Origin of the sequence: Providencia rettgeri, assembly GCF_023205015.1 — a bacterium.
Classification (GTDB): Bacteria; Pseudomonadota; Gammaproteobacteria; order Enterobacterales; family Enterobacteriaceae; genus Providencia; species Providencia rettgeri_E.
On record NZ_CP096258.1, the window covers coordinates 3,691,830 to 3,711,426 of the forward strand.

The window sequence follows — 19,597 nt, forward strand, 5'->3', positions numbered from 1 at the left end:
CCAAGGATGGGAGCAACATGTAAATATGTCTCAATTAATGACGAATTGGCTTTGCATTGCGACTGAGGGTGACACGGTTGATGGTCGTAAAATTGAAGCTGCATGGATAGAGGAAGCGGCAGAGCTTTACGATACGAATTTATATACCGCCTGTATTTGGCCTGAACATGAGCGCTATTTTGGCTCAATGGGGGAAGTGTTAGCCGTTAAAGCTGAGAGAGATGATGAGGGGTTATTAAGGTTATATGCACAATTGTGCCCAAACCATCATTTGTTACAAGCCAATCGCGATGGGCAACTTTTATTTACCTCCGCTGAATTTACACCAGATGGAAATTTTAGAGGTACAGGCAAAACGTATTTAGAGGGGCTCGGGGTTACTTGCTCCCCTGCAAGTGTTGGAACAACACGATTACGCTTTAAATCAGGAAAAAACCAATATCGATATGGTTCACTGAAACCACTTGTTATCGATGAAGTTAAACAGTTTAAGGACAAACCAAAAATGGCTAAAGAGAAAAAAGGCGGTTGGAAAAGTTTTTTCAATATCGATGATGCAAATGATAGCAATTCATCTTCTACTGATGAAGTTACATTGGAAAACATCAAAGAAGCACTTCAAGAATTCAATACACGTTTGACCAGTATTGAATCTCGTCTTGATTCAACTGAAACCGATGTTGAAGAGGTTCAAGAAGACATTGAAGTCGTCAAAGATGTTGTTGATACCGCTGAATTCAAACAACTAAAAGACAACATTTCAAACATTGTTAAAAATTTCAGTAAATTAGATTCGAAAGTTACTAATTTACCTAACAAAAACCCGCGCGGCGATAAGAGCAAAGAAAAGCGTTTCAATCACTTAGTTTAATGATGCTTTGATTAAACTAAAAAAATTGAAATTGGAACAATTAGGAGAGGGATTTCCATGTTATTAAACCAAAAAGCGCGTGAGTTTCTACGAAATTATGCAATTGCGTTAGCAACCGAATCAGGCGTTGATGATGTCTCACGCTATTTCGCGATTACTGACCCAAAAGAAATTCAGTTACGTGATGCATTGTTAGAGGAAGTTGACTTTCTCGGCATGATTAATGTGCAGTACGTTGACCAACTTCAAGGGCAAGTGGTCAGTACAGGCAATCCGGGTATTTTTACAGGTCGCGTTAAAGATGGTCGTTTTTCTCGTAAGTTAGGTGTTGATGGAAATACCTATCAACTTTATGAGACTGATTCATGTGCGGCATTAGAGTGGCACTTATTATCCGTCTGGGCGAATTCAGGTAGTGAAGACGAGTTTTTCCAGAAAATGCAAGGGTTTACTCTGAAATCATTTGCATTAGACCAATTACGCATTGGATTTAATGGAACACATGTTGCTGAAAATACGGATCCGCATAAGTACCCAAATGGCGAAGACGTTAATATCGGTTGGCACGCACTGGCTAAGCAGTGGCAAGGTGGTAAACAAGTTATCACTACGCCTGTAGTTCTTGATGAAAAAGGTGATTTTAAATCATTGGATGCAATGGCATCAGATATTGTTAATACCTGTATTCCTGCTGAATTCCGTAATGACCCGCGTTTAGTAGTGCTTGTTGGTGCTGATTTAGTGGCTGCTGAACAATATCGCTTATATCAAGCGGCAGACCGTCCAACGGAGAAAATCGCGGCTCAAATGCTGGGAACCACAATTGCGGGTCGCCCTGCGATTATCCCGCCATTCATGCCGGGTAAACGTATGGTAGTCACGCCATTATCTAACCTGCATCTGTACACTCAACGTGGCACAGGCCAGCGTAAAGCTGAGTTTGTAGAAGACCGTAAGCAATTTGAAAATAAATACCTGCGTAATGAAGGTTATGCGCTTGAGTACTACGAATTATACGGTGCTTATGATGAAAGTGCGGTCACCATTGGTGAAGTGTTAGAGCCTAAGGAAACCGTAGAGTAATGCTATCACCCGCACAACGCCACCGCCAAGCTGTAGAGCTACGCCAAAAGCTAGAACGGCAAGAGGCCGTCACTATCGCTGATGGTGCCAGTATGCACTTACAAGCGAGGGCGATTGAGCGGGATGTCAAAAGATTGCGTGAGCAACCGACAACGGCTGACAGAGTGGAAATGAAAAAGCGGGAATTACTCCCCGCTTATCTTCCCACCGCTGAACGCTACTTGTCCGAGGGGGAAGTCTACCGAAACCCAATTTTTGCTTATTGCGTCATTTGGCTATTTGATATTGGGGATTTCGACAAGGGGTTGGATTGGGCAGATATTGCCATTGAGCAAGGACAGCTCACCCCAGACAATTTCCGCAGTAATTTTCCGGCCTTTGTTGCTGACACTATCCTAGCGTGGGCAACATTGGAAAATGAAGCGGGAAACAGTATTGAGCCTTATTTTTCAAGAACGTTTAAAAATGTTACTGAAAAGTGGCGAGTTCACGAAAAAATCAGGGCGAAATACTACAAATTTGCTGCATTGAATTTGCTAAGAAGCAATATCAATCAAGATGCGAAAGCCAGTGCCATTGACTGTGTTGATACACTCGAGCAAGCCGCATCATACATGGAAAAAGCACGACAGCTTAATCCTAAAGTGGGTGTTGATACGCATTTAAAACGAATCGCAATGCGCATTCGAGCGTTAACAGCCGAATAAAAACGACTACCGCAAGCCGAAACGGGCGCGGTGGAGGTATGACAATCATGTCATTAACCGTGGAAACCGGACTGCCCGTTTTTTAAGGATAAAAAATGAAAGCATGGATGATAGGCGTATTTGGTGCGCTGGTATTTTTAATGAGTTTAATTGTGGGTAATACATTTGATATTGAAATATTATCAAACGTTGGGTTTTCACTCGCATGGGTGTGTATTGCTTTTTATTACATTATTTCCGGTTCGTTATTTTTAGCTCTATTTGCTTTTACATTTGGTGATGCAGAAGATAAAGAAAAAATTAAAGAATATGTTTTAATGCTTAATACAGATAATTCAAAAACGAGAACCATTTTCTATTTAATAAATAATGTATTAGCAATTGTATTATTGTTTTTATCAGGGTTCATTATTACATCTGTAAGCCTAGCTGTATTGAGTGTTGTATCGCGATATCTAATTAAATTTGTGGTAAGGAAAATATCATGTTCAACGGTAACGATTTAAATTATCAATCAGTTGAAATAACGAATGATGGTTTCTGGCCTGATATTAATTTAGCTGACTTTCAAAGACAGCGCCAAATACCACCGGATTTAAATCATGAGTTATTAACGGATGCGTTATTAGCCAGTGTTGCTGAAATTAATTTATCGCTGGAATCACTGAAAAGACAATTAATGTCTAAAGGTTATAACACTGCCAGTGATGCACCGGGTGCTAAAGCTAACGGACAAAACGCATTATGTGCGCAATATAAAAAAGCGCTCTATGCCCGTGCAAAAGCTGACTTAATTGGAGAGTACACCTCAATTGTCAGCCGTGCGGCAAATCCGAAGCAAGAGAACCCAGAAACAAAAAGTAATTTACTCGCAGAAGCCGCATTTGTGATCCGTAATATGAAAGGCTTAAAACGTGTCACGGTAGCAATGATATGAATAAATTAAAAAGCCTAACCAATTTTTTAAAAGCTAATTTACCACCACGCGTCTGCGAGGTTGAATTTAAAAGCGAAATGGACGAAATACAGTTTATTCGTGCCCATCGAGATTTAGGCTTAGACCAGTATCAAATGATGATACGACAGAGTGAAGCTGTCATTTCATGGGGGCGTTTTCCTTATCGACTGATTCATCCTGATTATATCCCTTTGCTAATTGATGCGTGGGCATGTGAACAAGATAACGAGTTAGGCAATAGCAATATCGAACAAGAACCGCCATCTATGATTGTTGAAGTTGATGACGAAACAGCCGTTGTCATTGTGTCAATTTCACTCGCTGAGCCCGTTGTCATGAAAGAAGATCCAAATGGTATCGTTCCATTTGATGGTAAACGTTGGTCGCTGGCAAATACCGAATTTGGTTATGCCGAACACGCTGAAATTTATAGCGATGTGAAAAATGATAATTAAAGGCCAATTGAGCAAAGAGCAATTTGCAGAAATGCAAAAAGCGTTAAAAAACCTTGAATTACCAGAAAAGAAAAAACAGCGTTTTTTATGGCGCATGGCGAAACATGGCGTAATTGCATCAGCAAAACGAAATGTTAAAAATCAACAATCGCCTGATGGTCAAGCTTGGAAAAAAAGGCAAAGTAATTATAAGAAAAAAATGCTTCGTAATATGCCTAAGTTATTACATATCAGGGAAATGCCAGAAAAAGAAGCCGTTAGGATTTATTTACAAGGTGGTCATTATCGTAATGGTAAAAAACCTGTTCCTGCTGGTGTAGTTGGTTATGCACAGCAAAATGGAATGAGCATGAGCCGAAGAAAAAGAGACTCAGAGCAAGAAAATAAATCAAAACCGACGGATAAAGATAGAAGAGCAACTATCAAACAAGCTAAAAAATTACGGGAGCTTGGTTATCAGGAAACCAAAGGAAAACGAATTAAAAAACCATCAGTTAAAGATATCACAACAAATATGTCTTTTATAAAAGCAGGTGGAATAATTCGAACGTTAAGTAAAAAAACAGCCAAAACATTTTGGACTATTGAAGTACCTTCACGTGTTTTCCTCGGCATGAGCGACAGCGATTTTAAAAAGGCACTCGCAAGGCAGTTACAAGGGATTGGATTTGGCGCTGATGTTAAAGCGCAGGATATTAAATAAAAGGACTTAACTATGTGGCCTAACATTCAGGTTAATCAAGTCAATCAGTTACAAGGCGAAACCAAAGAAATTGAGCGTGTTTTGCTGTTTGTGGGCAAAGGGAAGAGCCATATTGGTGAAACCTTACCTGTTAATACTCAAACTGATTTAGATACATTATTGGGGGTAGAAAATAGCCCTTTAAAGTCGAATATCAAGGCAGCAATGGCGAATGCTGGGCAGAATTGGTTTGGTTATGTTCACGTCTTGCCCGAGAGCGCAGCCGAAACCGATTTTGTTGATGCGGTAATGAAAGCGCAATCTGTTGCCAGTGTTGAGGGCTATGTCTATATCGGTGATGCCACCAAAGCAACAATTAAAGCTGCGCAAACACTCCGCGCCAATTTAATGGCGAAGTTTGGGCGCTGGACATGGGCAATTCTTTCTGTCGCAGGGTTACAAGCGAAAGAAACATGGCAGCTAGCATTAACCCGCCTTGGTGAACTCCAAAAAGGCGAAGCGGTTGAATCTATTCAATTAGTGCCCACGTTTTGGGGAAATGAAGCGGGAGTATTGGCGGGTCGTTTATGTAATCGTGCGGTTACCATTGCCGATAGCCCGGCTCGGGTAAAAACAGGCGCTCTGCTTGATTTAGGCAGCGTTGATAAACCCAAAGACGATAGCGGTGTGGAAATTGACTTAGCCACCTTGCAAGCGTTGGAAAAACTCCGTTATAGCGTGCCAATGTGGTACCCCGACTATGACGGCATGTATTGGTCAGATGGTCGAACCTTAGATGTTGAGGGCGGCGATTTTCAAGCAATTGAAAACCTGCGTATTGTTGATAAAGTCGCGCGTCGCGTTCGCTTACAAGCTATTGCAAAAATTGCAGACCGTAGCTTAAACAGTACACCAAACAGCATTGAAACCCACAAATCGTATTTTGCTCGCACTATGCGTGAAATGTCACGTAGTGCAGAAATCAACGGTGTCACGTTCCCCGGTGAATGTAAACCGCCACAAGACAATGACGTCGTGATTGTGTGGAAAACCAAAAATACCGTTGAAATTTATATCACAGTAAGAACGTATGAATGTCCGAAAGGAATTACGGTCAGTATCTTACTGGATGCTAGCTTGGAGAGCGCATAATGAGCCAACGTTTATCTGGTCAATCCTTTGACTTTAATATTGATGGTGACTTAATTCACGTCGAAAAAGTGAGCCTATCCATTACTGATAATACCGCAGCCGCGCAAACCAAAGGTATGCCCGACGGTTTTGTCGCGGGTGATGTGAGCGCAGAGGGTGAAATCGAAATTAGTACAAAATATTTTGAGATTATCGTCGCAAAAGCGCGGGCGGCAGGCTCATGGCGTGGGATTAAGCCAATGGATTTCCTTTGGTACGCCAAGGCAGGCAATGAAGAAATGAAAGTCGAATCATTCGGCAATAAATTGATTTTGACTGATATTTTAGATACCGATCCCAAAGGTGGCGCACTCACTACTCACAAAATTAAATATCTGGTTACGAGTCCTGATTTTGTGCGTATTAAAGGCATTCCTTATTTGGAATCTGAGTTAACTCAAACCCTTATCGGATAATAGGGATAATTTGTTCATGGAAGAACACGAAAAAACATTTATTACAATGGTTATTATCGGGGCGCTAATTAGCATTGGTCAAATGCTAACAGGGGCTGAGCCCATTACGATTAAGTTATTTGTGAGTCGGGTGATTTTAGGGGCGGCAACCTCTGTCGCTGCTGCTGCACTTTTAATTTGGATCCCCGACCTTTCACCGCTTGCCCTTGTTGGGTGTGCGTCTGCATTAGGGATTGCCGGATATCAAGCGGTTGAAATGTGGATTAGAAAACGTGGAAGCGCACTGTTAAAAGGGAAATTTAAGCAATGAGCAAATTACCACCAAGAGGCATTCGTAACAATAACCCCGGTAATATCCGCCACGGTGATAAATGGCGAGGTTTACACCCTGAGCAAACAGATAAATCATTTTGCCGATTTATCGCACCGGAATGGGGGTATCGGGCGCTGTTTATTTTAATGCGTACCTATGAGCGAAAACACAAGATTTGCTCTATTCGTGAAATTATTAACCGTTATGCACCGCCAGTGGAAAATAACACGGAGGCCTATATTCAGCGGGTCGCAAAAGAGTTAGGGGTTAGTCCTGATGATTGCTTATCTGTTATGCAAAAAGACGTTTTGTTTGCTTTAGCGGATGCCATTACTCGTGTCGAAAATGCGGGGCAGCAACCTTGGGGCATTGCCGAATTCGAAAAAGGATATGCATTAATATGACAAAACAACTCGCGCTGATAATTGCTTTATTGGCCTGTGCCTTTGGCGCGGGTTGGAAAGTCAACGGCTTATATCACGATAGCATTGAGCTAACCGCAAGTAGGACAGCAGCAAAAATCAAAGGGGATATTGAAAAAATATCAAGTGAGTCCGGTCAAAAGCTGGAAGAACAATTGGAGGGGATTGCCAATGCTGCCCCCAGAGAAATACGCACTGAAATTATTAAGCCTGTGTTTACTAACGTTTGTGTTAGTGATGAGTTTGTCAGCATGTACAACCAAACCGCAGAAAATATCGAGCGTGAGTTATCAGGAAAACCTGTTAAAAAAATGCTCGACGGACATTCCGAGACTCGCGGGAACAACAGGCCGTGATATCTCAGAGCCATTAGAAAAAATGGCTATTTTATACGGTCAATGTGCCGCACGGCACAACCAATTAACGGACGAAATCAGAAAGAGAAAGGAACTATCTCATGACTAAAAAAATTATTACGTTAACTATCAATGAAAAAGACGTTAGCTTTGAGCCAAATATCACGGCTTATAATGGCATGATTAACGATATGTCGATGGACAATAAAGTTGCCCCGCTCACCACTTATTTAAAACGCATTGTCACCGCTGAAAGCAAAGAATATTTAGACGAATTACTCAGCTTTCCCGGGGCTGCCGCACAACTTGCCGAAGCAGTAAACAAAGAATACGCGCCAAAACTGGAAATTAGCGTAAAAAACTAAAAAACCGTGTTCGTGCAATTGAGCGTAATGAGTTAGAGCAAATCATTGCGCTCAGAAAACACTACTTACCTCATGAGCCGGACACGGAAGAAAATATCGCTACTGCAATCTGGTTAGATAACCGTCACTGGGAAAACACGCAAATTGCAGTCGCAAACGGAATTGTATTAGCGTTTAAAGGTGACTCATGAGCGAGTTAGATTTTACTCTCAGCCTTATCGACAATATCACAAAGCCTATTCGACAAGTGCAATCGGCTGTCTCTAATTTTGCTAGAGATAGCCAAGTCGCCTTTGGTAAAATTGCTGTAGGCGGTGCAGGTCTTGCCGGGGCGTTCTGGTCTATTAAAAGCATTCTTGACCCTGCCATTGAAATGAATGACGCCATGATGAGTGCATCATTACAGGGTATTGATGATGGCATTATGTCTAAAGTGTCTAAAGACGCCCTGAAATTCGCATCCCAATACGGAAAATCATCCATTGATTTTGTCAATTCCACTACGGCAATCAGCAAAGCCATTAACAATGTCACGCAGCAAGATTTGCCGCAATTAACCCGTATTACCAATACGACAGCCGCGGCATTAAAAACTACATCAACCGAAGCCACCGAATATATGGGGCAAATGTTTAACCAGTTTGAGAGCCAAGCAAATGCCGTTGGGCATGTTAAATTTGCCGAAGATTTGGCAGGTAAGGCCGTGTATATGTCAAAAGCCTTTGGCGTATCGATGGCTGAAATAACAGGTTTGATGGAGGGCGCAAAAAATGCAGGTACGCAATTTGGCGTCGGGATTGATGAGCAGCTTGCGGTATTGGGTGAACTGCAAAGAACGCTAGGCGGTGAGTCGTCGGGAGCGTATGAAGCATTCCTTAAAACAGCTACCGATAGCGGTAAAAAACTCGGCCTGTCATTCGTCAATGCGTCAGGCCAGATGTTATCCATGCCTGAAATGTTGGATAAATTACAGGCTAAATATGGCGCAAGCATTGAGGGCAATTTAAAAGCCCAGAAAGAAATTGAAGCGGCCTTCGGTGATTCTGCCGTCGTGGTCAAACAACTTTATGGCAATGTTGATATTTTGCGTAAAAATATTGGTTTCTTAGGTGCCAGTGATGGAATGAAACGCACCACGGAGCAAGCCGCAAAATTAGCCAATCCGTGGGAACGGCTTATGTCTATTTGGCAATCTATCCGTATCGCCATTGGTATGACGTTATTACCTGTCATTACCCCATTAATCGATAAACTCGCGGAAGGCGGTCAAACCCTTGTGCGTTGGTTTACGTTATTCCCTAATATCGCGCGGTGGGTAGGTTATTTGGTGACAGGGATTGTTGGCATAGCTGCCGCAGGGGCGATAGCAAATATTGTATTGGGTATTTCTAAATTTATTTGGGCAGGATTAACTGCTATTTGGAAAATCAGCCTAGCCACGTTGAAATTAATCCCCGGTGCTGTTTGGTTAAGTAATGTAGCCATGAAAGCATGGAACGGCACAATGAACTACTTGCGTCGTACATTAATTGCATTACGGCTTGTTACTGTCACTACGGGTGGCGCTATTAGCTTTATGACATGGCCTATGCTGTTAGTCGTAGGCGCTATCGCCCTACTCGCTTACGGCATCTATAAACTTATTAAACATTGGGATGCAGTAAAAGCCGCAGTAATGAACACGACAGCGTTTAAAGTGGTGGCGATAGCTGTTCGTATGGTTGGATTAGTTGCCGCACAAGCGTGGGAATGGATGGCACAAAAATGGCAAGAATTTAAAGATTATTTCGGTGATACCTTAGTTTTCAAAACCATTATTGCCATGTCTGAATTAATTAACCAAGCGTTTAATACCGCATGGAATGCCATTGCAGATGGTTGGGCGGCACTTTGGGGCGCATTTGAAAACTTCTCACTAATTGACACATTCAACAGTATGATTGAGGGTGTCGTTAAGCTGTTCTTTGACGCATGGGAAACTATCGAATCATCCTTTGCTAAAACATTTAACGGCATTATCGACCTGTTAAATTACTTGCCGGGCGTCAATATTGAAACCAAAGCCACAGGAACCGTTGACGGCTCACCCGCTCCAGCAGGCGCGGCAGGTTTATTAGTCGGTGGGCAACTTAGTGGTGTAGAGAAAGGCGGCATTAGTCGGCAAATCAGCAATAACCGAACCCAATCGATTGATAACAGCAAGCGATACGATACAGTAAATATCAATGTGACAAACGGAATGTCACCAACGGATTTAGCGGAATGGACTGCGCTTGATAATGGATAATTTACTCTACATTGATTTATTAATTACAAACCGAGATTTGACATTAAACTCCGGCAATGAGCCGGAGTTATGCAATAACCGTCAATCAATCACCCAAGATGTGGCACACCGCATTATTGAAAGCGGACTCGCCACCCAATTAGTGGCGGAGCGTAGCCCAACATTACGCGCAGACATTCGCACGCAAATGGAAATCTTGGTTGAAAGTGATGAACGGTTAGTTCCGGGTACCGTTGTGATTGATGAAGAAAATACTAAGCGACTTTGGGTAACCGCAGATACTTATGATTTTGGCCGTATCAATTTAGGGGTGAATTATGAACAGTAAAAACATTCCTGAAATTGATTATGAACAGGCTTTACGTGATAGCGGGATGCCTGTCTCAGAGGAAGAAATTAGCGACAAATTTGCAGAAATTGTCCACGATGAGGGCTTTGTTACTAACACCTCGGACATGTCACCGTTTTGGCGCTTGATTAATACCATTGTAACAAAGCCTGTTCGCTGGCTCACGGAAGCATTAATTAATGTCACCTTGAAAAATATGTATTTAGCCACCGCATCAGGGCAATGGCTAGATATGTTTGCATGGGGCGTCAATTTAACGCGCAAGCCTGCTACCGAAGCAAAAGGTGTTATTCGTTTTTATCGTGCCGCAGGTGCGGGAACGGTCACCATTCCAGCCGGAACCATTGTGCAAACAGAACGCATCAACGGAATTATTTACAGTATGAAAACCGTTGAAACGAAAGCGATAAATACCGATAGCGCATTAGTGCCGGTTATCGCTGAAAATGCCGGAGGGGCTTACAATCTTGCTCCTGGTTATTTTCGTATTTTACCCGTGGCGATAGCAGGTATTGAGCGCGTTCAAAGTGAAGAAAATTGGTTATTAGTTCCGGGTGCGAATGCCGAAAGTGACAATGATTTGCGTGACCGCTGCCGCAACCAATATAACTTAGTCGGTCAATATCACACTGACGCCGTATATCGCGGCATGATTGCAAATGTTGTCGGCTTAAGCATTGACCGCATTTTCTTTTTGCATGATGCGCCGCGCGGGGCGGGAACCGCTAACGCCTATTTATTATTAGACAGCGGTGTCACCAGTCAGCCATTTATCGACAAAGTGAATGATTATATTAATGCACAAGGCCACCACGGACACGGTGATGATATGCGGTGCTTTCCCATGCCAGAAACACAGCACGTATTAAAAGTGACTTTATTTGTGCAAAGCGTGGAAAACTTCACGGCTGAGGAACTGCAAAAACTTAAACAAGATACGGGTGATTTGGTGCGCTGTGCCTTTCGGGAGAACACCAATTATGACGTTAAAAAAACATGGCCATATTCGCGTTTTTCATTCTCAAATTTAGGTCGTGAGCTACATAAACAGTTTTCCGTCTTGGATTCTATTGTGTTTAGCATTCCCGATATTGTCAGTGATTTAAGCGTCCCACGTCTAAAATCGCTCACGATAGAGGTGCAAAATGCCCGAGTTTAAAGAACGATTAAAGCGACTGCAGTTACCGTCATGGATGAACCAAGGCGAACTCGCCACTTTATTACGGTCAGCTAAGCGATTTTGGGAAATTGTTTATAGCTGGTTAACGTGGCCTTTGGCGCAGTTAGACCCCGACACATGCACTGAGCCATTATTAAACTTGTTGGCCTATCAGCGAGATATCCACCGCTTTAATAATGAACCGTTGGATTTATACCGTAAGCGCGTGAAATATGCGTTTATTAACGCAAAAGACTCCGGCAGCGTCGCGGGGTTTATTGAGATATTTAAACGCCTTGGCGTCGGCTATGTCGAAATTAATGAGCGACAACCGGATATTGATTGGGATGTCATTATTTTACGGGTCAGTGATGGGCAAATTGCGAATAACCCTGATTTGTTGTTGCAAATTATCCGTCAGTACGGGCGAACCTGCCGCCGCTATCGCTTTGAGGTCATGGCAGTACATGAATTAGGAATGCGCGTAGGCTTTGTTGAGGCCGATTATATTTGCTATTACGCCATACTGCCAAATCAGCCGTTATTTATTCGAATTGGACAAATTACCGCGTCAAATGAAACCTTTGGCGCATCATTAATGTAAAGGACTACATTCATGGCATCAGTTATTACTTTAGCTTTCGAAAATTGGAAAGCCCAAGAAGCGGCAAGCGGTAAGGCCGTGTTGTTGGATGAATTCGTGTTCGCTAATGTGCCGAATTTAGACCCGACACAACCAATTGACCGAAATGAAAAATTACCCCCTGCAAATCAAATTGTTCACCGTCAAGCGGTCAATAAAGCAGGTTTAGCCAGTGAAAATGCCGTGGCCTACAGCGTCACGATGGGTGCGGATGTCGGTAACTTTGATTTCAACTGGATAGGCTTATTAAATAAAGCGTCTGGCACCGTGGCCATGATTACTCATGCGCCAACCCAAAAAAAGCTAAAAAATCAAAACGGGCAGCAAGGGAACGTATTAACCCGCTCATTTATCTTGGAATTCCAAGGCGCAGCGGAAGAAACCCAAATCAAAACCAGTGCGGAAACGTGGCAAATTGATTTCACTGCGCGTTTATCTGGCATTGATGAAATGCAGCGCCTGATAAATTTAGATAGCTACGGTGCAGCTGCTTTTTTTGATGAAAGTTTTGAAGTGACTCGCAGTGGAGAACAATTCACCGTCAAAAAAGGCCTAGGCTATATCGGCGGCTTACGCGGTGAGCTGACACAAAACCAAATTTTAAATGGCTTACGTAATACAAAGGTATATGCCGATTTCAGCTATCAAGGAAATATTGTTAGTCAATGGAATACGGTTGTTAAAATTACAGCGGCGGCAACATTGAATAATTATGTTGATGCGGCTGGATTTACTCACCAAGTATTTGCTATTGCGAGTATTGACGCGTCAGGGAATGTAAAAGATTTACGCCCAATGGGTGCATTAAGTAGCCAAGAAATTAGCGCGTTAGAAACTCGTTTTAAGCTTGATTTAAGTAAAAAAATTGATAAAGCCAATATTTCAAGCCAGAAAGGCAACGATAACGACAAAGTGCCTAGTCTTGACCTTTTAACAACTGAAGTTGGTAAGTTGCAACCTAAAGGTGATTATGCAACAAACGAAAGCGTCGACAAGAAACTGACTAGCAAGGTATCAACAAGCAGCATTACTCAAGAAACGGGCGGGTATATAACCTATGTTATGAGCCAGTCAGCGGTTACTCGAGAGCTTAATAAAAAATTTGAGACTGAAAATGTCTCAACTGTAAAGGGTAATGATGCTCAAAAAGTGCCCAGCCTTAGCTTATTTACATCTGAATTAGATAAGAAACTTGATAAGTCAGGTGGAGAAATAACAGGAAAAACCACTGTTGTAGGCGCATCATCCCCATTTTCATTACAAAAATTCGCATCTACGCAAGCTCTAATCTTGGCATTTTTAGATAACGAAGGAAATAGACAGGGTTATGTAGGGTTGCCGGGTACGGGAAATGAATTTGCTCTCGTTAATTCTATTACAGGGAAACCACTATCACTAGGTGCTGATGGGGGGCTTAGATATGATGGGTTAAAAGTACTAACAAGTGACTACCTTCCAAAGCGTTCTTTCAATGAAAATGACTCAATCAGAATTCCTGATGAGCCGGGAGGGCTAATAGTTCAGTGGGGAAAAAACACCGGTGAACGAATAAATTTTCCTATCCAATTTCCAAACAAGTGCCTTTGGATGATTCAAGTTCCTAATGTTGATGTTAATGAACCGCATGGCCTTGTGTGGCATGCAGTGAAAAGCTTTGATAAGTCGGGTTTCATTAGATACACAAGCACAACGATTGTAACAACTTCATGTTATTTCTTAGCGATAGGTTTTTAAAATGGATACGATATTTGAAGGTAGAGAGCCAGTTATCGATGGGCGTGTATATTTCAGCGCAAGCACGCTAAGTTTTTTTTTAAAACAAATGATTGATGATGGGAGTTATGAGTGTATTCCCGATGATGCGGTACTTTTGACTGATGCTGAAAAAGATAAATACTTCAAACAGTCACCGCCTGAAAATAAAGTTTTGGGTGCTAAAAAAGGTAAGCCTGTATGGGTTGATATTATTATTACAGCAGAGCAATTGATTGCAATTGCTGAGCAGAAAAAAAAGGCTCTGCTTGTCGATGCCGCAAGTGCGATTGCACCGCTGCAAGATGCTGTTGATTTAGGTATAGCAACAGATAAAGAAACATCATCACTAAACGTCTGGAAAACTTACCGTGTGGATTTAAACCGAGTTGATACAACAACCGCACCGGATATCGAATGGCCAGTGAAACCTTAGTCCACCCAAGGTGGCGTAAATCATTGATGAAAATGTCCCCGACTATGTCGGGGTTAACCTGTTCGATGGTACCAGCACATCCGTTTATTTATGGGCTTGGGCAAAAAACAGATACAGGCAGCTATTTAAGCCCAACCAACGCAATCAAGCATATTGCAAAAAAATTGGCAGGTACTGCAGAAACAGAAATTACGGTTATGATGGTCTGTGCAAAAACGCAAACGGAATTTATGGGATTGCTGCAGCAATTTTCGACCGTGTTCCCATTGCCCGTTTTCTCGCAAGTGGAACGCATGGCAAAAACAGCGGAATCACTGCAGATAACAAAAATGCAGTTACCGGGCAAGCAACTAGGCGGTTTACCCAACCCACAGGCACTATCAACATCAAGCAGCCGTGATACTATTAACGCTCAGTTGATAGAACAAGCCAAAAATAGCGCAGGCAGTGCAAGCGGTATCGATGCCATGAAATCCGCGATGTCTGGCTTTAAATCAGCCAGAGAGAATGCACTCAAAGACATTGGTAATAAACTGACTGATTTACTTGGAAAATCGGTAGTTATTTGGAGTTTTACGGGCAAAGGCACAGGCGATTATTTAGCGGAACGGCTACAAAAAGATATCCCTGAGCCAGATGCCATTTTTACATTGGCCACACTGTTCGCAGGAAGCGAACTTTCATCTTTACAGGGAATGCTTCATGATCCAACAAAATCAATCAACAGCACAGAACCCGACAATCACGCTCGCCCTTGACGGTGAAGCTATTCCGCTGAAAAACATCAAAGTTAATTCGTCCATTCAATTTCAAGACAAAGACCAGTCCGGTCAAACGTCCAGCACATCCGTAGCAGAGCAAGGCATTAAGCCGCAAGAGTTGCGCATAACGGGCGTGATTAATTTTATTGATGAAAAAATCCTCACGCGCTTATTTACATTAGCGAGAGCCACCGAAAACGGAAAGCTAAAACGTTATCGGGTAGCAAATCACACTGCTAAAGCAATTAATTTTCGCATTGGTACCTTTACCAACAATATTGATGCCAGCGAAATCGACGGGCAAATGGCATGGCAAGTCACATTCACATTAAGAGAGCATTTATCTGTCTCTGAGAAAAAAGACGCCAGAGCAGTAGCACAAGCCAAAGCGAAAAAACAGACGGGCAACCCTAAAGCACCGACAGCTGCGTCAAAAGAAGAAAAAGACGAATTAACATGGTTTGAAAGTACAGTTTTAAAACCAATTGATGATTTTGGGAATAAATAATCATGAAACCAATTAGCCGCTGTTATTTATCCAATGATGAAGTCCATATTGTGGACGCTAAAATCATGCTCGAACTATCAGCGTGTGGTCGTGGGTTTCTGACGGTTGAGACAGAAAATGATTACACAGGTAAATTAGTGCGATTTGATACGGGTTACACAGATTCACTGTATCGATATTTCACTGGGTACGTTGAACGCTCACAACCTGCCGATAATGGCTTTCAAAAATTGTTTGTTCGTGAGCTGGTTGGCCTGTTTGATAAAATGTGGCCATGTTCATTTCAGCACCCAACATTAAAAACCATCACCGACTACTTACAGGAAAATAGCGGCTTAACCTTTATTTTGCCCGATGCAAAATACATCAATACGCCTATTCCGCATTTTACCCACAACGGCACCGGATATCAGCTATTAACTAATTTAGGCGAAGTTTTTAGTATCAGCGATTATGTGTGGTACCAAATGCCAGATGGTAAAGTTTTTGTCGGCAGTTGGGCTGATTCGATGTTTAAATCCGATAGCCACGAAATCCCCGCTGAATTTTCAAAGAATCAATCCGCAGGGAATAGCGCCACTTATCCATTAATCCCCGCCTTACGTGCTGGAACCGTGGTAAATAATCAGCGGGTTAATAAAATTCAGCTTGAAAATGACGATATTACGCTCTACTGGACAGCCGCAAATCCACTGACAGGGAAAGCCGAAAATAAGAGCCCAATTCAAAAACAAATTGATAAAGCTTACCCCGAATTATCAGCGGGTTTGCATTTACCAAAATTCGCGCGAATTGAATCACCGAGCGAGTCAGTGAGTGCCGGTGATATTTCTGACCCATTCAGACCGAAATATGCCGTTGACGTGCAATTGCTGGATAGTGACGGTAACGAATCAGCCGCACCAACTTACAAAGCCGTACCTTTACCACTACCAATGGCAGGCGGTGAAAGCGGTATGTTTCAATTTCCACCCGAGGGAACATTAGTCGAAATTGCTTTTGAAGGCGGCAGGCCAGATAAACCCTTTATCCGGCAAACGCTCAGTCAAAATAATACCCTACCGGACATACAACCCGGGGAGCAATTGCAGCAACAGCGAAAAGAAGTTTTTCAGCGTGTAACCCAAGAGGGTAGTTGGAACCGTGAAACTGACCAAAGCATTAATGAAGCGTCAATGTTACGTATTATCAAAGCGGACAAAGAACAGCGCGAACTGGTCGCGAGGGAAACCACGGTTCAGGCTAATGATACATTAACCATTTTAGGTACCAAGAAATTATTAGCAGGCGCGATACAGCAATTATCTGAGGGTGACTACTCAATCGCTACATCATCAAATTATGTCGCCAGTATTGAAAAAGACATGACCCTTGATGTTGGGCAAAACTCAAGTCTCACCGTGGGACAAAAGCTGATAGAGAAAGTTGGTCAAATAAAACAAAGCATTGCAGGCGCACAGCAACAAATTATAGCGCCTGTTATTTGGATAGGTAGCCAGCAAATCAACGTCGCACAGCTAATGATAGACACACTTGATGTAGTGAAGGAATTAGCAGAATTGACAGCCGCGCACACTCACAGCAATACAGGTGCGCCATTAAACGCGCAAGATATCAAAGGCACTGGCACCAAGTCAGACAACTTGAATAAAAAGTATTCTCCCGTCATTGGTAAGTAAAGTTTTCGTCCACCATTTGCCCACATCATGTGGGCTTTTTTATACCTGCAATATAACAGCCTATACGCCACACAGCGCGCATCAATAATTATCTAACAGAACCCTAATCATTAAATTGGATCACGTTCCCTACATGATGCAGGCAAAGCACAGCCCCCACGAAAGAAAAGATTTCACCACGTAAAACGCACTACACCGCACCCGCCTGCACAATTTGGATCTAAAAATTATTTCAGTTTTAAAATTCTACAAAACATATCGCCAAGCCGCGCCAATACTAGGGAGTTGCCAAAAACTTCAAACTGAAATGTGTGAAAAGAATTTCAATAGATTTCAGTTTTTAGATCACAAAATGGATCGCGCAAAAAATACAACACAATGAAAGATAAAAGAAATTTCAATTTTACGTGGCTTTCATTGGATCGCGATATTAGCCGCATAATTTCAAAAAGCCAGTAAACATGCGGCTTTAGAAGAAATGAAAAACTGAAATGAACTGGAAAATTATTTGGGGGAATTAGCGTGACATACTTAGAAAAAATAAATCACGCTGTGACATGTCACGAAAAAAACAACCGCTGCCAAAAAAAAGCCGCTGCCATTTTGCTGCCACTGACTATTAAAAACAAAAAAGCACTTCGTTAAAAGTGGCTTAATACGCTGATTTAACAGCTAAAATTTGGTGGCCCCTACTGGACTTGAACCAGTGACCAATCGATTATGAGTCGACTGCTCTAACCAACTGAGCTAAGGGGCCAAAGTGGAGAGGATTATACGTGTAGTTTTAGCTTAGGTCTAGTGTTTCGAAACCGTATGATGAAATTGTGTTCAACCTAGTTACCCTTCTTATAATTCAATGCGATAGCATGGGCAATTACTATCATTCGAGCGTCGTTTTTTGCAATTTTAATGAGCCCTACTATTTTTTATTTAAATCACGTTCTCGCACTTTATCTATATTTAATTCTCACCAATATCAAATTAACAATAAAAACAACATCATAATTGCAATCAATTTTATTAAAAATTCTTTATTCAAATAATTGATATAGAACAATATTTTTTACATTCAAATCTCACAATATGGTCTATAGATAATTCGCATATAGGACAATAATGATGAAAAAAGTACGTGCAGTTCAATATGGTTGCGGAAAAATGGGTAAATTTTTGATCCGTTACTTGCAAGAGCATGGTGCTGAAGTTGTGGCGGCTTTTGATATCAATGAAGCCGTTATTGGCAAAGATATAGGTGAAATTGCAGGAACGACGCCAACAGGGGTAAAAGTCCAGCCGCTACATGAAGCAGATAAAACTCTCGCGGCATTAAAACCTGATGTTGGCATCATCGCCACATTAAGTACCATGGCGGATTTAGAAGATGCATTCTCCCTATTTGCTCGTCATGGTGTAAACGCCATTTCAACCGGAGAAGAAGCCCTTTACCCATGGAATTCATCACCTGAAATTACACAAAAGCTTGATGCATTAGCCAAAGAAAATAACTGTACCCTGGCGGGCAGTGGTTACCCTGATATGTATTGGGGTGTCTTAATCGATACCTTAGCAGGCTCCATGCACAAATTGGTGAAAATTAAAGGTTCAAGCTGCTATAACGTTGAAGATTACGGTATTGCTTTAGCCATTGGCCATGGTGCAGGCTTAACCGTTGATGAATTCGATAAGCAAATCGGCAACTATAATGATTTACCTTATGAAGTGATTTCACAAAAAATTGAAAGCGGTGAATATGCACCACCGTATATGTGGACCCAAAACGGCTGGCTATGTAGCCGCCTTGGGCTAACGATCACCAGCCAAACTCAGCGCTGTGTGCCACAAATTGCTCAGCAAGATATTTACTCCGAAACGCTCAAAATGACTGTTAAAAAAGGGGATGTCTTAGGCTTATCTGCAGTGGTGATCACCGAAACCGCAGAAGGGATTACCCTAGAAACAGAGTGTATTGGGAAAATCTTAACAGCGGATGAGTGTGATAAAAATAGCTGGCAGTTAATTGGCGAACCCGACACCTCAATTGAGGTGAATAACCCAGCAACCGTAGAATTAACTTGTGCAAATTTAGTGAACCGCATCCCTGCACTGATTAATAGCCCCGCAGGCTATATCACAACAGAGAAAATGCCTAATAATGTGTTTATGACCAAACCAATGCATGAGTATTTATAGCTAACATTGCCCAC

24 protein-coding genes and 1 tRNA gene are annotated in these 19,597 nt (G+C 42.1%); 24 read left to right on the forward strand and 1 reads right to left on the reverse strand.

Features of this window, described 5'->3' with window-relative positions; translation table 11 throughout:
• Positions 1-25: 25 nt before the first annotated feature.
• From M0M83_RS16780 to M0M83_RS16890, 23 genes are all read left to right on the forward strand, one after another.
• Positions 26-871 carry a GPO family capsid scaffolding protein gene (locus M0M83_RS16780; protein ID WP_248467028.1) on the forward strand — a complete coding sequence of 282 codons (846 nt, stop codon included), beginning with the start codon at positions 26-28 and terminating at the stop codon, positions 869-871.
• 57 nt (positions 872-928) lie between these two features.
• A complete protein-coding gene (locus M0M83_RS16785) occupies positions 929-1,954 on the forward strand; it encodes a phage major capsid protein, P2 family (RefSeq protein ID WP_248467029.1) in 1,026 nt (341 codons plus the stop codon).
• Positions 1,954-2,661, forward strand: a complete 708-nt coding sequence (gene gpM, locus M0M83_RS16790) for a phage terminase small subunit (protein WP_248467031.1) — start codon at positions 1,954-1,956, stop codon at positions 2,659-2,661. Before M0M83_RS16785 ends, gpM begins: the two co-directional genes overlap by 1 nt.
• A gap of 95 nt (positions 2,662-2,756) precedes the next feature.
• On the forward strand, positions 2,757-3,167 hold the full coding sequence (locus M0M83_RS16795; protein WP_248467033.1) for a hypothetical protein: 411 nt from the start codon (positions 2,757-2,759) through the stop codon (positions 3,165-3,167).
• The gene (locus M0M83_RS16800; RefSeq protein WP_248467034.1) at positions 3,146-3,598 is read left to right on the forward strand and encodes a head completion/stabilization protein; all 453 of its coding nucleotides are present in this window, start codon (positions 3,146-3,148) and stop codon (positions 3,596-3,598) included. The genes M0M83_RS16795 and M0M83_RS16800 overlap by 22 nt, the downstream gene beginning before the upstream one ends.
• Positions 3,595-4,074: a phage tail protein gene (locus tag M0M83_RS16805; protein ID WP_248467035.1), complete on the forward strand. Its 480-nt coding sequence runs from the start codon at positions 3,595-3,597 to the stop codon at positions 4,072-4,074. Before M0M83_RS16800 ends, M0M83_RS16805 begins: the two co-directional genes overlap by 4 nt.
• Positions 4,064-4,777: a hypothetical protein gene (locus M0M83_RS16810; protein WP_248467036.1), complete on the forward strand. Its 714-nt coding sequence runs from the start codon at positions 4,064-4,066 to the stop codon at positions 4,775-4,777. The genes M0M83_RS16805 and M0M83_RS16810 overlap by 11 nt, the downstream gene beginning before the upstream one ends.
• A gap of 12 nt (positions 4,778-4,789) precedes the next feature.
• Positions 4,790-5,908 carry a DUF2586 domain-containing protein gene (locus tag M0M83_RS16815; protein ID WP_048608862.1) on the forward strand — a complete coding sequence of 373 codons (1,119 nt, stop codon included), beginning with the start codon at positions 4,790-4,792 and terminating at the stop codon, positions 5,906-5,908.
• Positions 5,908-6,363: a phage protein gene (locus M0M83_RS16820; RefSeq protein WP_048608860.1), complete on the forward strand. Its 456-nt coding sequence runs from the start codon at positions 5,908-5,910 to the stop codon at positions 6,361-6,363. Before M0M83_RS16815 ends, M0M83_RS16820 begins: the two co-directional genes overlap by 1 nt.
• A gap of 16 nt (positions 6,364-6,379) precedes the next feature.
• A complete protein-coding gene (locus tag M0M83_RS16825) occupies positions 6,380-6,673 on the forward strand; it encodes a phage holin family protein (protein ID WP_048608858.1) in 294 nt (97 codons plus the stop codon).
• Positions 6,670-7,080 carry a structural protein gene (locus tag M0M83_RS16830; protein WP_248467037.1) on the forward strand — a complete coding sequence of 137 codons (411 nt, stop codon included), beginning with the start codon at positions 6,670-6,672 and terminating at the stop codon, positions 7,078-7,080. The genes M0M83_RS16825 and M0M83_RS16830 overlap by 4 nt, the downstream gene beginning before the upstream one ends.
• Positions 7,077-7,454, forward strand: coding sequence for a hypothetical protein (locus tag M0M83_RS16835; protein WP_164455416.1), 378 nt, complete (start codon positions 7,077-7,079; stop codon positions 7,452-7,454). Before M0M83_RS16830 ends, M0M83_RS16835 begins: the two co-directional genes overlap by 4 nt.
• Before the next feature lie 101 nt (positions 7,455-7,555).
• Positions 7,556-7,819 (forward strand): putative phage tail assembly chaperone, encoded by a 264-nt coding sequence (locus M0M83_RS16845; protein WP_096864679.1) that lies wholly within the window; start codon positions 7,556-7,558, stop codon positions 7,817-7,819.
• Between the two features lie 107 nt (positions 7,820-7,926).
• Complete coding sequence (locus M0M83_RS22025; protein ID WP_375084321.1) at positions 7,927-8,010, forward strand: DUF6890 family protein; 84 nt, start codon at positions 7,927-7,929, stop codon at positions 8,008-8,010.
• Positions 8,007-10,106 (forward strand): phage tail tape measure protein, encoded by a 2,100-nt coding sequence (locus tag M0M83_RS16850; RefSeq protein WP_248467038.1) that lies wholly within the window; start codon positions 8,007-8,009, stop codon positions 10,104-10,106. Before M0M83_RS22025 ends, M0M83_RS16850 begins: the two co-directional genes overlap by 4 nt.
• A complete protein-coding gene (locus M0M83_RS16855) occupies positions 10,099-10,434 on the forward strand; it encodes a DUF2590 family protein (protein ID WP_048608849.1) in 336 nt (111 codons plus the stop codon). Before M0M83_RS16850 ends, M0M83_RS16855 begins: the two co-directional genes overlap by 8 nt.
• Positions 10,424-11,614, forward strand: coding sequence for a baseplate J/gp47 family protein (locus tag M0M83_RS16860; protein ID WP_248467039.1), 1,191 nt, complete (start codon positions 10,424-10,426; stop codon positions 11,612-11,614). The genes M0M83_RS16855 and M0M83_RS16860 overlap by 11 nt, the downstream gene beginning before the upstream one ends.
• Entirely contained in the window at positions 11,601-12,218 is a 618-nt protein-coding gene (locus tag M0M83_RS16865) for a phage tail protein (RefSeq protein ID WP_248467040.1), read from the forward strand. Before M0M83_RS16860 ends, M0M83_RS16865 begins: the two co-directional genes overlap by 14 nt.
• A 12-nt stretch (positions 12,219-12,230) precedes the next feature.
• Positions 12,231-13,991, forward strand: coding sequence for a phage tail protein (locus tag M0M83_RS16870; protein ID WP_248467041.1), 1,761 nt, complete (start codon positions 12,231-12,233; stop codon positions 13,989-13,991).
• A 1-nt stretch (position 13,992) separates the two neighbouring features.
• On the forward strand, positions 13,993-14,445 hold the full coding sequence (locus tag M0M83_RS16875; RefSeq protein ID WP_248467042.1) for a tail fiber assembly protein: 453 nt from the start codon (positions 13,993-13,995) through the stop codon (positions 14,443-14,445).
• A complete protein-coding gene (locus M0M83_RS16880) occupies positions 14,427-15,203 on the forward strand; it encodes a hypothetical protein (protein ID WP_248467043.1) in 777 nt (258 codons plus the stop codon). The genes M0M83_RS16875 and M0M83_RS16880 overlap by 19 nt, the downstream gene beginning before the upstream one ends.
• On the forward strand, positions 15,148-15,714 hold the full coding sequence (locus M0M83_RS16885) for a hypothetical protein (protein WP_248467044.1): 567 nt from the start codon (positions 15,148-15,150) through the stop codon (positions 15,712-15,714). Before M0M83_RS16880 ends, M0M83_RS16885 begins: the two co-directional genes overlap by 56 nt.
• Before the next feature lie 2 nt (positions 15,715-15,716).
• Positions 15,717-17,393 carry a phage baseplate assembly protein V gene (locus M0M83_RS16890; RefSeq protein ID WP_248467045.1) on the forward strand — a complete coding sequence of 559 codons (1,677 nt, stop codon included), beginning with the start codon at positions 15,717-15,719 and terminating at the stop codon, positions 17,391-17,393.
• A 680-nt stretch (positions 17,394-18,073) separates the two neighbouring features.
• Here the strand turns inward: M0M83_RS16890 and M0M83_RS16895 are convergent.
• Positions 18,074-18,150, reverse strand: a tRNA-Ile gene (locus tag M0M83_RS16895).
• A 359-nt stretch (positions 18,151-18,509) separates the two neighbouring features.
• Between M0M83_RS16895 and M0M83_RS16900 the strand changes: the two genes are divergently transcribed.
• A complete protein-coding gene (locus M0M83_RS16900) occupies positions 18,510-19,583 on the forward strand; it encodes a dihydrodipicolinate reductase (RefSeq protein WP_125890387.1) in 1,074 nt (357 codons plus the stop codon).
• The last annotated feature ends 14 nt before the right edge of the window (positions 19,584-19,597 follow it).

What these genes read in the sequence shown, in the direction of transcription:
- M0M83_RS16780 (WP_248467028.1), top strand. Translation starts at nt 26, where the DNA reads ATGTCTCAATTAATGACGAATTGGCTTTGCATTGCGACTGAGGGTGAC.
- M0M83_RS16785 (WP_248467029.1), top strand. Translation starts at nt 929, where the DNA reads ATGTTATTAAACCAAAAAGCGCGTGAGTTTCTACGAAATTATGCAATT.
- gpM (WP_248467031.1), top strand. Translation starts at nt 1,954, where the DNA reads ATGCTATCACCCGCACAACGCCACCGCCAAGCTGTAGAGCTACGCCAA.
- M0M83_RS16795 (WP_248467033.1), top strand. Translation starts at nt 2,757, where the DNA reads ATGAAAGCATGGATGATAGGCGTATTTGGTGCGCTGGTATTTTTAATG.
- M0M83_RS16800 (WP_248467034.1), top strand. Translation starts at nt 3,146, where the DNA reads ATGTTCAACGGTAACGATTTAAATTATCAATCAGTTGAAATAACGAAT.
- M0M83_RS16805 (WP_248467035.1), top strand. Translation starts at nt 3,595, where the DNA reads ATGAATAAATTAAAAAGCCTAACCAATTTTTTAAAAGCTAATTTACCA.
- M0M83_RS16810 (WP_248467036.1), top strand. Translation starts at nt 4,064, where the DNA reads ATGATAATTAAAGGCCAATTGAGCAAAGAGCAATTTGCAGAAATGCAA.
- M0M83_RS16815 (WP_048608862.1), top strand. Translation starts at nt 4,790, where the DNA reads ATGTGGCCTAACATTCAGGTTAATCAAGTCAATCAGTTACAAGGCGAA.
- M0M83_RS16820 (WP_048608860.1), top strand. Translation starts at nt 5,908, where the DNA reads ATGAGCCAACGTTTATCTGGTCAATCCTTTGACTTTAATATTGATGGT.
- M0M83_RS16825 (WP_048608858.1), top strand. Translation starts at nt 6,380, where the DNA reads ATGGAAGAACACGAAAAAACATTTATTACAATGGTTATTATCGGGGCG.
- M0M83_RS16830 (WP_248467037.1), top strand. Translation starts at nt 6,670, where the DNA reads ATGAGCAAATTACCACCAAGAGGCATTCGTAACAATAACCCCGGTAAT.
- M0M83_RS16835 (WP_164455416.1), top strand. Translation starts at nt 7,077, where the DNA reads ATGACAAAACAACTCGCGCTGATAATTGCTTTATTGGCCTGTGCCTTT.
- M0M83_RS16845 (WP_096864679.1), top strand. Translation starts at nt 7,556, where the DNA reads ATGACTAAAAAAATTATTACGTTAACTATCAATGAAAAAGACGTTAGC.
- M0M83_RS16850 (WP_248467038.1), top strand. Translation starts at nt 8,007, where the DNA reads ATGAGCGAGTTAGATTTTACTCTCAGCCTTATCGACAATATCACAAAG.
- M0M83_RS16855 (WP_048608849.1), top strand. Translation starts at nt 10,099, where the DNA reads ATGGATAATTTACTCTACATTGATTTATTAATTACAAACCGAGATTTG.
- M0M83_RS16860 (WP_248467039.1), top strand. Translation starts at nt 10,424, where the DNA reads ATGAACAGTAAAAACATTCCTGAAATTGATTATGAACAGGCTTTACGT.
- M0M83_RS16865 (WP_248467040.1), top strand. Translation starts at nt 11,601, where the DNA reads ATGCCCGAGTTTAAAGAACGATTAAAGCGACTGCAGTTACCGTCATGG.
- M0M83_RS16870 (WP_248467041.1), top strand. Translation starts at nt 12,231, where the DNA reads ATGGCATCAGTTATTACTTTAGCTTTCGAAAATTGGAAAGCCCAAGAA.
- M0M83_RS16875 (WP_248467042.1), top strand. Translation starts at nt 13,993, where the DNA reads ATGGATACGATATTTGAAGGTAGAGAGCCAGTTATCGATGGGCGTGTA.
- M0M83_RS16880 (WP_248467043.1), top strand. Translation starts at nt 14,427, where the DNA reads ATGGCCAGTGAAACCTTAGTCCACCCAAGGTGGCGTAAATCATTGATG.
- M0M83_RS16885 (WP_248467044.1), top strand. Translation starts at nt 15,148, where the DNA reads ATGATCCAACAAAATCAATCAACAGCACAGAACCCGACAATCACGCTC.
- M0M83_RS16890 (WP_248467045.1), top strand. Translation starts at nt 15,717, where the DNA reads ATGAAACCAATTAGCCGCTGTTATTTATCCAATGATGAAGTCCATATT.
- M0M83_RS16900 (WP_125890387.1), top strand. Translation starts at nt 18,510, where the DNA reads ATGATGAAAAAAGTACGTGCAGTTCAATATGGTTGCGGAAAAATGGGT.